This is a genomic window from Mycolicibacterium rhodesiae, assembly GCF_002086695.1.
GTDB lineage: Bacteria > Actinomycetota > Actinomycetes > Mycobacteriales > Mycobacteriaceae > Mycobacterium > Mycobacterium rhodesiae.
Genome location: NZ_MVIH01000003.1, coordinates 146,025 through 159,294 on the forward strand (window position 1 = coordinate 146,025; position 13,270 = coordinate 159,294).

Below are 13,270 nucleotides of genomic sequence, written 5' to 3' on the forward strand. Positions count from 1 at the left end.
CGCGATGATCGTCACCACTGTGTTGGTGGCGATTGTCGCGCTCGCAAACCCGCCCGAACGGCCGTATACCGACGGTCCGGGGATCATAGGGGGTAGTACCCCGGTCTACACCACGTTGTACAAGGATCCCGACATGCTGGCGATCGCTGCGGCGCGAGAGGATTCGCGCTTCGACCCGATTGCCCAAACGCCGCAAGCCAAGTGGTTCAGCGACTGGACCACGTCCGCAACGATCCGCACCGAGATCGGCGACTACCTCGCCGCCGCCGAGGCAGCGCACGCGGTCCCGACGATCGTGCTGTACCGGATCCCGAACCTGGACTGCGGCGGCGGCGCGCATCCTGAGCAGGTGTACACCGGTGCGCACGATGAGCAGGAATACAAGGACTGGGTGGACGGCGCTGCCGCAGCGCTCAAGGGGCACGATGACGCGATCGTCATCCTCGAGCCCGATGCGCTTCCGCAACTGGGGCATTGCGAGCAGGGCGACCGCCTGAACACCTTGCGTTATGCGGTCGATGCGCTCTCAACCACCCGCGCCCGGGTCTACATCGACGCAGGGCACGAAAAGTGGTTGAGCGCAGCCGAAGTCGCGGACCGGTTGAAGAAGGTGGATGTCGACAGGGTCACCGGATTCAGCCTCAACGTCTCGAACTACAACAAGACGGAAAGCGAAGTGGAGTACGCACAGAGCGTGCTATTCGAACTCGACAAGCTCGGTGTGAGCGGTATGCACTACGTGATCGACATCAGCCGCAATGGCGCGGGCGGACAGGACGATTACTGCAATGCGCCGGGCGCTCGGATCGGGCATGCACCGCAGCTGTATCAGGGCGGTGCGCTCGACGGCCTTCTGTGGGTGAAGAATCCGGGCGAGACCGACGGCATGTGCCATGGCGGCCCGATACTCGGGTTCTGGCCAACCGGTGCGCTGCGTCTGCTCGAGGGGGATGAGACTCAGGCAACCGGGGCCTGGACAGTCGCGGAGTGGATCGCGGTGGTCGCGGTCGCGGTCGACGGCGTCGCGGTGGCAGCGGTGCTCGGCTTCCTGGCCGTCAAGAGGCGTCGCGCCCGTCTGTAACGCCGAAAGGATGTGAACGCGTTCAGCTCACCTTCCCGCGGCATCACGCGAATTCTTCTACGATCGTTTCGTGACAGGCGGGGGCATATGAAGATCGCTGTTTTCGGGTTGGGTTATGTCGGCGCGGTTTCGGCGGCGTGCCTCGCGTCAGAAGGACACCAGGTAATAGGTGTCGATCCGAATCGAACAAAGGTCGACCTGATCAACGCCGGCAAGACGCCGATTATCGAGGCTGATGTCGGCGAGATGATCGATGCCGAGGTCAACCGCGGCCGGCTCCGCGCGACAACCGAAACCGGTGAAGCGGTCGTTTCCAGTGACATCTCGCTGATCTGCGTGGGTACGCCAAGTCAGCTGAACGGCAACCTTGACCTGAGCTATGTCCGTCGGGTGTGCGAACAAATCGGTGAGGTGCTGCGGGGCCAGGACAGCTACCACGTTGTGGCCGCGCGGTCCACGATGCTGCCGGGCAGCATGCGCGGTGTCGTGATTCCTACGTTGGAGGCTGCGTCGGGCAAAACGGCCGGCGTCGATTTCGGGGTGTGCAACAACCCGGAGTTTCTCCGCGAGGGCACCGCCGTGTGGGACTACCACCACCCGCCGAAAACGGTCATCGGCGAGACGGATGCCAAAGCGGGCGAGCTGCTTGCCAGTCTCTACGAAAGACTCGATTCGCCGATGATCCGAACCGGGGTCGAGGTGGCGGAAATGGTGAAGTATGCCGACAACAACTGGCACGCCATCAAAGTGGCTTTCGCCAATGAGATCGGTGCGATTTCCAAAGCAATCGGAATCGATGGCCGACAGGTGATGGAGATCTTCTGTCAGGACACGAAGCTCAACCTGTCGCCGTACTACCTCAAGCCCGGCTTCGCCTTCGGCGGGTCGTGCCTACCGAAGGATGTGCGAGCGCTGACCTACAAGGCCCGTGAACTGGATCTTGATGTACCGCTGTTGAATTCGGTTCTGCCGTCGAACCGCCGCCAGGTCGAACGGGCGATCGCGATGATCACGGCCAAGGGCAAGCGAAAGGTCGGTGTGCTCGGGTTCGCTTTCAAGGCCGGTACCGACGATCTGCGCGAATCGCCGGTCGTCGATGTGATCGAGCATCTGATCGGCAAGGGATACGACCTTCGACTGTACGACGACAACGTCAACATGGCGGCGCTGACCGGGGCGAACCGTGACTACATCCTCAACCACATCCCACACATCGCCCGCCTGATGGTGGACACCGTCGACGAGGTCATCGACTTCGCCGAAACGATCGTGGTGGGCAATGGTGCCACCGAGTTCCGCTCGGCCATCGAGCGCCTGGGGGACGATCAGATAGTGATCGATCTGGTACGCGTCGCCGACCGTGCGAGCGACGGCAGCTACGACGGAATCTGCTGGTGAGGGCCCCGGTGCCGAACAAATCGGGTGGTCCCAAGCGGGTCCTGATCCTGGTCGAGAATCTGCCGGTACCTTTCGACAGGCGCGTCTGGCAGGAAGCGACCACACTGCGGGCGCACGGCTGGCAGGTCAGCGTGATCTGCATTACCGGCGACGGGTACGAAAAGACTCGGGAAGTCGTGGACGGAATCTATATCTACCGTTATCCGTTGCCCACGCAGGGAAGTGGCGCCCTCGGCTATCTGGCTGAGTACTCGGCTGCGCTGTGGCACACGTTCCGCTTGACATTCCGGGTGCGCAAAGAGCGCGGCTTCGATGTCATCCATGCGTGCAACCCGCCCGATCTATTGTTCGTCGTGGCGGTCTTCTTCAAGATTTTCGGCAAGACCCGATTCCTGTTCGACCACCACGACATCAACCCCGAACTCTACGAAGCGAAGTTCGGGCGTCGCGATTTCTTCTGGCGACTGATGGTCTGGTTGGAACGCTGGACATTTCGGACGGCGGACGTCTCGATCGCGACCAACGAGTCCTATCGCCGCATTGCGATCGAGCGAGGCGGCATGGATCCGGAACGGGTCTTCGTGGTGCGCAGCGGACCTATGCTCGAACGGCTCAAGATTCTGCCGCCGAAGCCTGAGTTGAGGTGTGGCAAGAAATACCTCGTTGGCTATGTGGGCGTCATGGGCAAGCAGGAAGGCATCGATCTTCTGTTGCTCGCGGCGAAGCACATCGTTCACGACATGGACCGTCACGATGTGCACTTCGGCTTGGTCGGTGGCGGCACGTCACTGGCCGAGATGCGCCAGATGGCGGTCGATCTCGGCATCTCCGACTATGTCACCTTCACCGGCCGCGTTCCGGACGAAGAGCTTCTCGAAATGCTCAATACCGCCGACATCTGTGTCAATCCCGATGTCGCCAACGAGATGAACGACAAGTCGACGATGAACAAGATCATGGAATACATGGCTCTCGGCAAGCCGATCGTGCAGTTCGACCTCACCGAAGGGCGGTACTCGGCGGGGGAGGCATCCCTGTACGCGGCGAAGAACGATCCTCTCGACCTGGCGCAGAAGATCGTCGAATTGCTCGACGACCCGCAGAAGCGCGCTGCCATGAGCGAATTCGGTATGCGCCGCGTCCGGGACGAGTTGGCATGGGACTACGAAGTTCCCAACCTGATCCGCGCCTACGACAAGGTGATGTCATGACCACCCCGGCCGAAAGTCCCCTCTCCTACGCGCTGGTGACACCGAGCTTCCGCCTGGATGTGGACCGCTGTGCGTTGCTGGTCGAGAGCGTCGAGCGTTGGGCCGCACCGTATTTGCAGCACTATCTGGTCATCGACCGGCGTGACGTGCCGATGTTCAAATCCTTCGAGTCGTCCCGGACGCGAATCCTCGTCGTCGAGGACATCATTCCGAGCTGGCTGGTACGGATCCCTGGTATCCGCCGATTCTGGTTCAGCTTCCGCACCCGGCCGGTCAAGAACTGGATTCTGCAGCAGATCGTCAAGCTGTCGATTCCGAACGTGGTCAACGACGACATTCTGCTCTATACCGACTCCGATGTTTTTTACGTCGCCCCCTACGATCCCCGGGCCTACGAGCGAGATGGCAAGGTGCCGTTGTTCATCGAGACCGGGCAGCGCGGGCTGATTGCCAACAACGATCAGTGGCATGCCGTCGCCGCCGGCCTGCTCGGGATCCCCGCGGAGAAGGAATACGACACCAACTTCATCGGCAATGCGATCTGCTGGCGGCGCGAGAATGTGCTGAAGATGCAACGGCGGATGGAAAGTGTTGCCCACAAGCAGTGGGAACGGGCCATCGCGCCGCTCAGCGGGTTCTCCGAGTACATCCTTTACGGCATGTACGTCACCCAGGTGCTGGGCGATGAGTCAGGGCACTGGGACGACGGCACGGTGCGGACTCTGAATCATTGGGCTCCTGTGCCGATGACCGTGCCCGAACTGCAGGAGTTCAAGGCGAAGCTGACGCCGGAGTATGAGTCGGTGATGATATCGGCGAAATCGAGAACTCCGGTCGCCGATATTCGCGAAGTCTTCTTCCAGTGAGCGCGACGCTGGTTCAGACCTTATAGGCGTCGCGCCAGAAGCCCAGCGGGTTGCGTAGCGCCCGCCCCAGCTTCTCCCGCTGAATCCGGGCGTGCTCTCGCTTTATCTCACGCGCGAACGGGCCGGGGCCGGCGCTGACATACCCCCACACCACCGCGAAAAAGCCGACGACGTAGGGACGCCGAAAGATATAGCGGATGCAGTGCAAGACGAAGTAGGGGAAGGAGTAGCCGGTCCATCGGCACGTCCGGCCATTGCGGTAGCGCCCGTTGATTTCGCCCTCGCTTGCGCCGACAGCGCGGGTCAAGTCGAAATGCGCATCGGTGTCCACATATGTCTGCAGCCCCGCCAGGCTGGCCGCCATCTCGTCCACGGCATCGAAACCGTGCTCCTCCGGCATCGACTCGGTGGCCCGGTACGCCTCGATCGTGTAGAGCTTGACCGAGCCCTGAACGTGAAACTTCTGCTCGGCCATGCCCTTGGTCACGACGATGCCGCCCGCAATACCGATCGGGCCTTGAGCTCGCGCCACGATACGTTCGAGGTAGTCCGGAGCCAGTCGCACATCGGCGTCCATTTTCATGACGTGCGTATACGGTTTCTTCGGCAGCGCGGTCACGACGCCGTGCCGCCATGCTTTGAATTCCGAGCCGGTCAGCAGGCCGCCGGAGTTGTCCTTCGCCAGTATCGTGGCCATGTTCTCGGTGTCGACTTCCCTGAGGCGTTCGGCGGTGCCGTCGGTGCTGCCGTCGTCCACGACGACCCAGTCGAAGTCCTGGAAACGCTGCGCCCGAAGGGTTTCGACGAGCCCGGCCACGTTGTCGATCTCATTGTGCATCGGCGTGACGATGAGCAGTGTCATAGGACCACCTCACTGACGTAACGGCGCGGGAGTCGCACAGGGTCAGTCACGGAAGGCGTGAAACCGGCGCCCGGTCAGTCCTTCGAGTGACCCTCTTGATCAGCCGGCGCCGACTGCTCGTCCCGGCGAACTCGCGACAATACAACACCGAGAATCCTAGCTCCGCTGTGACGCAATGAGCGGGTGACTCGTTGCAATTCGGCACGCCGCGTTTTCGCGGCCTCCGCGACCACGACGACATTCGAGATGTTCTGTGTGAAAAGGGAAGCATCACTCAAATTGGTGATGGGAGGGGCGTCGACGATGACCACATCGAAACGGCGGGCGAGATCCCGCATCAGCCGACGGAACGTCTCGCCGGCGAGCATCTCGCCGACATCGATGGCGCTCCCGCCGCACGGTATGACCGTGAAACCACCCCACTGCGCATCGAACATCGATTCGTCGAGTTCGATTCGGCCCGAGACCAAGTCGGTGATTCCCTGCGCCTGCGGGATGCCGACCTGAGCGGCCAGGCGCCCTCCCCGGACATCGGCATCGATGAAGGTCACTCGATTTCCGGCTTCGGCAAGTGCGCCTGCCACGTTGGCGGCCACCGTCGTCTTTCCCGCGCCCGCCCTGGGTGAGGTGAAGAGCACGAATGGCGGTGTTTCATCGGCGGCATACAAAATGTCGATGGCGATGCGATGAAGGAGCGAACGCATTTCCGGTGCTTGTTCCGTGAACTGCAATACATCCCAGGCCTTCGCGTCACGCATCTTTGGTATCCCGCCGAGATACGGAACATTGAGAGCCGTGACGTCGCGACGACTTCGCACCCGGGTATCGAAGTTGTCGATGATCAACGCCGCGAATACCCCGGCGAGCAACGCGAGCATCACGGCAACGACGAGGTTCAGCAAGAAGTTCGGCGACGACTGGAACAACGGAATGCCGGCGGGCTGGAGCACCGAAACCTGGATCGGTGACTCTGCGGGCACGGTGGCGCCCTCAAGGCCGGCTACCGCGCCCGGCATCTCGTTGGCAATGCGGTTGGCGATCGAGGCGGCATCCGCGCCCGTGCGTGCCGACGCCTGGACGTCGAGCACCGACGTGCCTGTCGGGATCGTGATCTTCAACTGCTCGGCCAGGTCGGGCACCGTGGTGTTCAGACCGAGCGAGTCGATGACCGGCTGCAGGACTTGGTTGGTCGTCACCAGTTGTGCATACGTTTTCATGCGACTCGTGACATACAGGTCAGCAACCTGGCGAGTCTCCATCCCCGTGGTCACGGAGAGGTTGGGGGCGAACACCATTCGGACGCTCGAGGTGTAGGTCGATGGAATGAAGAATCCCGCACCGACCAACGCCGCACCGACAAGGACGAAAACCGACAGAAGCACCGGCCACCGCCGCAATAGCCTACGAAAGTAGCTACGAAGGTCCATATCCCACCAGACTTGTCGGCATCAGACAACACGAAGCCCGCACGTCAGCGGTGGCCGGCTTCGTGCAGAGACAATAGCGCGGAGAATGCGCGCCGGGTGCAACGGCTACGCAAGTGTCCCGAACGCAGTTTCCCACGAATATTATTCGCTCTCTCGTTCACGAATCTGGGCCCGCGCATTCGCCGCAATCAGCACAAAATCGAGCGCGCCGGACAATCTCGGAAGTACATTTGGAACCACCTGCGACATGTTTGGCCCGACGTTGGCGCCAGCACCCCGGACGGGGCTGCTGTCATCGCTTGCTGGCATGGCAGCGAAGCGACTGCAGCCGAAATTCGCGCGCGGCAAGGCGAGCGTCGGGGCTCAACGATTCGCCACGCATGGTGATGACGGTAGCACCCAACTATTCGCCCGCACCTGGCGAAACATGCGGGTGTGCGCTTGCGGGTGGGGTTCGGACGCGGACCGTGTCCCACCCATTCGATGCCCGGTCGTGGCTAAGTCACCGCGATTTGCCGCCCACGCCCTGCTAGGCTACTGAGCCGGTCAGCGTGTATGGGTTGGAAGATTCGTGAAAGTGGAACTGCGTGAATTCGATCGGTGCGGTCCGGTTTGCGGCTTCGCAGGAGCTCGGGGCGCAGGCGTCCCGTAACGGAAATGGTCGTTCACGCGTCGGGCGTCAGGGCCTGCGACGAGGGATGTTCATGAGCCGGCGAGCTATGGCGCGCGGGCTCGCCTCAGTGCTGGTGCTCGTCCTGCCGATGATGCTGGCGGGATCACTCGCGGGCCCGGCGTATGCGGCACCCGGGGACGCCGGCGACGTGGCATCGGTGGAGAACGAGCCGACTGCCACCGGCCTGGCGCTGCCCTGGTCCGCCCTCGGCTTGCCTTCCTCGGTGAATCTGTTCGGCGAGAATGCCAGCGGTTACACCGTGGCGCTGCCCGACGGGCTGACTGCTACGCGGTTGCAAGGGACCGTTCATGCTCCGATCAACATCGACGCCGGATACCTCGAGATCGACGACGGTGAGGGAAAGTTCCTCGGTGCGGTCGATCTGCCTCCGGCGGGCTCCGGCGCGGTGATGACACCGTTCGATGTCGACATATCGGCGGCGCGGGTGAAGAGCTCTGCGGTCGACCTGTCGTTCACCATTCGCCCGCGCGATGACCGCGACCGATTCTGTCGGCCGCTCCCGCAACTCCAGATCAGTGATCTGAGAACGGTGTTCGCCGGCACGCAGCTTCCCGTGACCACGGTCGCGAACTTCTTCGCGCCGGTGCTGGGGAAGGTCACCTTCTACGCGCCGAACGATGCCAGTTCCGCCGAACAGCAGGCGGTGCTGGCACTCACCGCGGCGCTGGGCCGCTACTACGCGACCCAGCCGGTGGCCATTTCGGTCGTCAGTCAACCGCGTGGCGCGGTACCGCCACCGACCGGGGGGCTGGACCGGGCGATCGTCGTCGAGAAGGGCGACCCGGGTCTGACGGTGGAAAACCCCGGCACACCGGACGCATATCTTCGGGTGTCGGGTGACGGCGACGGACTCGTGAAGCAGGTGTCGCTGATCGCGACCCAGCTGCAACCACTGGCGCAGGCGAGCGCGGTTCGCGTCGACCAGGCCGGATCCAGCACTGCTCAACTCGGCGACACGGTGACGTTCTCCCAGTTGAATCTGGGTGACGAAAAGGTCGATACGTTCGGCACGAGCAATCTCGAGGTCGGATTTCAGCGGACGCTGTTGGGCCAAAGATTCGACAGCGTTCAGGTGCATCTGCTGGCCGACTACACGCCGGTGGCCGACCGCGCCGCGGCCTCGGTCGTGATTCGTTCGTCGAAATCCGTCGTCTATCGAGCGTTGCTGAACAACACCGGCCGTCTGGACGCGACATTCACGTTGGACAGCTCGGTCCTCGACCAGCAGTGGGTCAATCTGCAGTTCGCTCTGACCTACACACCGGATCAACCCTGCGGCCCCTTCGTCGCGCCGCTGACCTTCCAGGTCAACCCGCAATCAACACTGACCATGCACCGGGGTGGTCCTCCGCTCGGCGGCTTCGCCGCATTCCCGTCCGAGCTCAGCCCGAAATTCGTGGTGGCGCTTGACGGTAGTGGTCCCAATCAGCTCAGCTACGCGGCGCGGATCGTGGCCGCGGTCGCGCGTCTGAGCAAGGCCGAGCTCATGCCACAGGTTGTGGACGTCCAGAAGGCCGCATCCGCAACGTCAGGCGCACTGATCATCGCGAATTCCGATGCCATCAAAGGAACTCCGCTGACCCCGCCGGTGGGTGCCAACGGCTCGACTCTCAACATCGCGCTCCCGACCCAGCTGCAGCTCAATATCGACAAAGGACTGGGATCCATTCAGGCCTTTGCCGATCCGGCACGCAACCGCTCGGTCATCCTTGTCACGACAACGTCGAACTGGGCGTTGGTAGACCCACTGTTCAACTATTTCAACGGCCCAAGTGGCGACGACTGGACGCAGCTCAGGGGTGACGTGCTCGCCGCGGGCGAGTCCGGCAACCCCGTCAACGTCGCTATCCGGCAGGCCGGCGGCGGCGCCGCTTCCGGGCAGCCGGCGTCCAGTACATCCCGCTGGTCGGCATATGGCTACATCGCCGGTGGCGTGGTGGCGCTTGTGGCCTTGGCGGCATTCGTAGTGACCCTGTTGTTGCGTCGGCGCAGAACCCAGAAGGAACTCGTCGGTACCGAAGGCACAGGCAATTCGGACTGACTAAACTCGGCCGAGTCGCACAACCGATAGGGGAGGGCTGCGGTGTTGGGGCGGGTTGAACTCCAGGGACCGCAGTTGACCGTGAGCGCGGTCGGATTCGGATGCGGTGGCTTGATGCAGTCACCCTCCCGCAAAGAGCGAATGGCTGTCCTGGGCAGCGCAGTCGACAGCGGGATGACCCATTTCGACACCGCGCGCATGTACGGACTCGGGATGGCGGAGGCTGAACTCGGTGCGTTCCTGCGCACCATCGACCGAGACAGCGTCACCATCGGCACCAAGTTCGGTAACCCGGTCGGTGGCCTCGCCAGTCGGCTGGCCCGGTTTCAGGCTCCCGCGCGGGCGCTGCTTCGTAAAGCACCCGCGCTACGCGCGGCCGTCAAGAGCCGCCAGGCGCCGGCCCCGATCCCCCGGTCGTACGACGCCGCCATCGCGGCACGCAGTCTCGACGAAAGCCTTGCCGCCCTAAGGGTTGATTACGTCGACATCCTGTTCGTGCATGGCCCGCGGCACATCGACACCGTGGCCGCCGACGAACTCCGCGAGTTCTTCGAGCGCGCACGCCAACAGGGCAAGATCCGCGCGTGGGGGGTGTCTCAGGACGAGGACCTCGAGGTGGACTTCGCCGGACGGTTCGGACCCGAGGCGGTCGACCAGCTCCGCAGCGACGTGCTCCATCCTTCGCCGCGTGCGTCGGATATCACGTTCGGTGTTCTGAATCGGCCACTCCAGCTGATCTCTGCCGCGTTGCGGGCCGATACGCGAATGACGACCCGCTGGCGTGAGGCTCTGCAGCTCGATCCATTGGACCCCGGCGTTTTGGCGAAGCTGATTCTCGGATCGGCCACCAGGGCAACGGAATCCCGCGCGATTCTGTACAGCACCACCAATCCCGAACGCATCACCGAAGCGGCCGGCGCCGTCTCGTCACCATACGATGCCGAGACGTTGTCCCGGTTCCTCGAACTTGCCGCAGAATTCCGACTCAGTGGCCGGATGGTCCGCAAGACCGAGGACTTCACGGCGGGCACGACGATAAAGACGGACGTCGCCGTCGTCGGCGCAGGCCCGATCGGTATCTCCACCGCGCTGGAGCTCGCGAAGTCGGGCGTCGAGGTGGCACTGATCGAAAGTGGTCTGGAACGCGCCGATGACACCGCCCAGGAGTTGTCGTCTTTCGATTCCCGGCAAGACGATGTCTTCCATGCCCGTAGCGATCTGACGGTTCGCCGCGCGGTGGGCGGTGCGTCGGCGCTATGGGGTGGCCGCTGTGTCGCGTTCGACCCGATCGACTTCGAGCATCGCCCGCTGACCGCGCAGGCACCGTGGCCGATCACGTCTGCTGATGTCGAGCCCTACATGCAACGCGCCTGCGATTGGGCGCAGTGCGGCCAGGCAATTTTCAACGCCCGGGATGTTCCAGAGCTTGCGCACCGCGACTTGGTGGCCGGGCTCGCTGACGGTGACGTGCGCACGACGGACCTCGAACGGTGGGCATTGCCAACCCGATTCGGCCGGGAGTACCGGTATGCGCTTCGCGACACTCCATCCCTATCGCTGTGGACCGGGGTGACGTGCACTGAGATCGTGACCGGAGAGGGCGGCGACTCCGTGGACCACCTCGTCGTCAAAACCCTTGACGGCAAGGAGGGCAAGGTGGTCGCGAACGACTATGTCATCGCGACCGGCGGCGTGGAGGCAACCCGATTGCTGCTGGCATCCGACCGGCACCACCCCGAAGGGCTGGGAAACGCGGGCGGGCACCTCGGGCGCTGGTATATGGCCCATGTGGAGGGTCGATTCGCGCGCGTGAAGTTCAACACCGACGACGTCATCTACGAGCACGAGCGCGACCGCGACGGAGTTTACGTCCGTCGCCGGTTCACCTTCAGCCCGAAATTGCAGCGTGATCTCGAAATCCCTAATGCCGCAACCTGGTTGGTCAATCCGCCGATCAGCGACCCGGGACACGGGAGTGGGATCCTGTCGGGGGTTTACCTGACTCTGATCTCCCCAGTCGGTCGCTTCCTGCTCGCCGAGGCAATTCGCGAGGCCCACACCAAGACCGAGGGTCGGCCTGAGATCATGGCGCACGTCCGCAATATTGTGCGCGATCTGATCCCGTCGATCCGGTTCGCGATCACGTTCTCCTACGCCCGTCTCATCCGCAAGGGGCGCAAGGCGCCGGGCTTTTTCATCAAGAGCGCCGATAACCGGTACCTGCTTCACTACCACGGCGAGCATCTCCCGCACTGGGAGAGCCGGGTCGAACTCACCGATGAACGTGACGCGCTCGGCATGCGCAAGGTCCGGACCCATATGCACTTTTCGGATGCCGACTACGAAAGCGCCCGCAAGGCAATCGAACTCATCGACGCCCACTTGCGCGCCACCGGCGTGGGAAACGTGGAGTGGCTGACCGACGACCCCGAAGGTTCGGTGCGGGAGTTCATGCACGGGTTCGCCGGCTACCATCAAGCCGGGACGACGCGGATGTCGGAGACTGCTGACGGCGGGGTCGTCGACTCCGACCTTCAGGTCCACGGAGTGCGCGGGCTGTACATCGCAAGCACCTCCGTGCTGCCCACCTCCAGTCAGGCCAACCCGACGCTCGTCGGAATCGCGCTGGGCGTGCGGCTGGCTGATCACCTTGCCGGTGCCCGCAAGGCCGGCGGGGCTTCGGAACGTTGATGCCGGTCCATTTGGAGGGGGTTGTTCATGACGGCTGACAATTCGGTAATAGTCACGGGCAGTGCGGGTTTCATCGGCAGTGCCCTGGTCTCGTACCTGCGCGAGATCGGTCGCCCCGTCGTGGGGATCGACCGTGCCGCCGAGTCGGGCGCCGACTCGTTGCGTCTGGATCTGAAAACCATCACCGCAGCGGACCTGCCCCGGCCGTGCCCGCCGACGATCGTGCACCTTGCCGCGCTGTCCAAGGAACCCGGATTTCCGTGGCGGGACTACTTCGCCAATAATGCCGAGGCGACGCGTCGGCTGTGCCACGCCGCCGACGAAGCAGGCGTTCAGAACATCGTTTTCACCAGTTCGATGATGGCCTTTGCTTCCGGTCCCTGGCGGCGCAGCGAAAGCGATTTCGGCGACGCCGACACCGCCTACGGCGCCAGCAAGTTGCAGGCCGAGGAGATCTTGCGGACGTGGCAAGCCTCAAAACCGGGACGCCGCCTGCGCATCGTGCGCCCGGGTGTGGTGTTCGGACCCGGCGACACAGGCAATATGAGGCGGCTGATCCTCGGCCTGAGCAAAGGGCGCTTCGCCTACATCGGCCGCGACGACACGGTGAAAAGCTGTATCTACCTCAAGGATATGGTTCGGCTGCTGGTTCTCCTCACCGAAGACGACGGGCCGCACGACACGTACCACGCCGTCTACCCGCAGCCGACCACCATCCACGACCACGTCGATGCCATCAACGCGGCCTGGGGATGGGACCGGCACCCGCGGACCGTTCCTTACCGTTTCGCCCTGGCGGCGGCCTCACCGTTCGCGGTGGTCGATCCGACGGGGGCACGTTTCGGCCTGCATCCCAGGCGTATTCAGAAGTTGCAGTTCGACACCAACATCAGCTCGGACCGTCTCGCCGACATCGGCTTCACCGCTCAGTATTCGCTTCGCGAGGCATTCGCCGATTGGCGCCGGGACTGCGGCGGTGGGTTGCCGCAGTGAGCGGTA

At 63.2% G+C, this 13,270-nt stretch carries 9 protein-coding genes and 2 pseudogenes; 8 read left to right on the forward strand and 3 right to left on the reverse strand.

The window, feature by feature from the left end:
* The first annotated feature begins 4 nt into the window (after positions 1-4).
* The 4 genes from BST42_RS07975 (at position 5) to BST42_RS07990 (ending at position 4,556) form a co-directional block, all read left to right on the forward strand.
* Entirely contained in the window at positions 5-1,081 is a 1,077-nt protein-coding gene (locus BST42_RS07975) for a glycoside hydrolase family 6 protein (protein ID WP_165760805.1), read from the forward strand.
* A gap of 87 nt (positions 1,082-1,168) precedes the next feature.
* Positions 1,169-2,479: a nucleotide sugar dehydrogenase gene (locus BST42_RS07980; RefSeq protein ID WP_083118046.1), complete on the forward strand. Its 1,311-nt coding sequence runs from the start codon at positions 1,169-1,171 to the stop codon at positions 2,477-2,479.
* An 8-nt stretch (positions 2,480-2,487) separates the two neighbouring features.
* The gene (locus tag BST42_RS07985; RefSeq protein WP_083118047.1) at positions 2,488-3,690 is read left to right on the forward strand and encodes a glycosyltransferase family 4 protein; all 1,203 of its coding nucleotides are present in this window, start codon (positions 2,488-2,490) and stop codon (positions 3,688-3,690) included.
* Positions 3,687-4,556 (forward strand): DUF6492 family protein, encoded by an 870-nt coding sequence (locus tag BST42_RS07990; protein WP_083118048.1) that lies wholly within the window; start codon positions 3,687-3,689, stop codon positions 4,554-4,556. Before BST42_RS07985 ends, BST42_RS07990 begins: the two co-directional genes overlap by 4 nt.
* Positions 4,557-4,569: 13 nt before the next feature.
* Here BST42_RS07990 and BST42_RS07995 read toward each other — a convergent pair whose 3' ends face one another.
* The 3 genes and pseudogenes from BST42_RS07995 to BST42_RS30425 all read right to left on the reverse strand — a co-directional run.
* Complete coding sequence (locus BST42_RS07995) at positions 4,570-5,418, reverse strand: glycosyltransferase family 2 protein (RefSeq protein WP_083118049.1); 849 nt, start codon at positions 5,416-5,418, stop codon at positions 4,570-4,572.
* A 74-nt stretch (positions 5,419-5,492) separates the two neighbouring features.
* Positions 5,493-6,557 carry a tyrosine-protein kinase domain-containing protein gene (locus tag BST42_RS08000; RefSeq protein WP_237159312.1) on the reverse strand — a complete coding sequence of 355 codons (1,065 nt, stop codon included), beginning with the start codon at positions 6,555-6,557 and terminating at the stop codon, positions 5,493-5,495.
* A 27-nt stretch (positions 6,558-6,584) separates the two neighbouring features.
* A pseudogene (locus tag BST42_RS30425) lies at positions 6,585-6,845 on the reverse strand (Wzz/FepE/Etk N-terminal domain-containing protein); the annotation flags it as partial.
* Positions 6,846-7,549: 704 nt separating this feature from the next.
* Between BST42_RS30425 and BST42_RS08005 the strand changes: the two are divergent.
* From BST42_RS08005 to BST42_RS08020, 4 genes and pseudogenes are all read left to right on the forward strand, one after another.
* A complete protein-coding gene (locus BST42_RS08005; protein ID WP_083118370.1) occupies positions 7,550-9,580 on the forward strand; it encodes a heme exporter protein CcmD in 2,031 nt (676 codons plus the stop codon).
* Between the two features lie 75 nt (positions 9,581-9,655).
* Positions 9,656-10,564, forward strand: a pseudogene (locus BST42_RS08010) (aldo/keto reductase); the annotation flags it as partial.
* Between the two features lie 12 nt (positions 10,565-10,576).
* Complete coding sequence (locus tag BST42_RS08015) at positions 10,577-12,271, forward strand: FAD-dependent oxidoreductase (protein ID WP_083118371.1); 1,695 nt, start codon at positions 10,577-10,579, stop codon at positions 12,269-12,271.
* A 27-nt stretch (positions 12,272-12,298) separates the two neighbouring features.
* Entirely contained in the window at positions 12,299-13,264 is a 966-nt protein-coding gene (locus tag BST42_RS08020; RefSeq protein ID WP_083118051.1) for an NAD-dependent epimerase/dehydratase family protein, read from the forward strand.
* Positions 13,265-13,270: the final 6 nt, after the last annotated feature.

Coding starts and splice junctions, on each gene's coding strand:
- BST42_RS07975 (WP_165760805.1), top strand. CDS start 5: ATGATCGTCACCACTGTGTTGGTGGCGATTGTCGCGCTCGCAAACCCG.
- BST42_RS07980 (WP_083118046.1), top strand. CDS start 1,169: ATGAAGATCGCTGTTTTCGGGTTGGGTTATGTCGGCGCGGTTTCGGCG.
- BST42_RS07990 (WP_083118048.1), top strand. CDS start 3,687: ATGACCACCCCGGCCGAAAGTCCCCTCTCCTACGCGCTGGTGACACCG.
- BST42_RS07995 (WP_083118049.1), bottom strand. CDS start 5,418: ATGACACTGCTCATCGTCACGCCGATGCACAATGAGATCGACAACGTG.
- BST42_RS08005 (WP_083118370.1), top strand. CDS start 7,550: ATGAGCCGGCGAGCTATGGCGCGCGGGCTCGCCTCAGTGCTGGTGCTC.
- BST42_RS08015 (WP_083118371.1), top strand. CDS start 10,577: ATGGTCCGCAAGACCGAGGACTTCACGGCGGGCACGACGATAAAGACG.
- BST42_RS08020 (WP_083118051.1), top strand. CDS start 12,299: ATGACGGCTGACAATTCGGTAATAGTCACGGGCAGTGCGGGTTTCATC.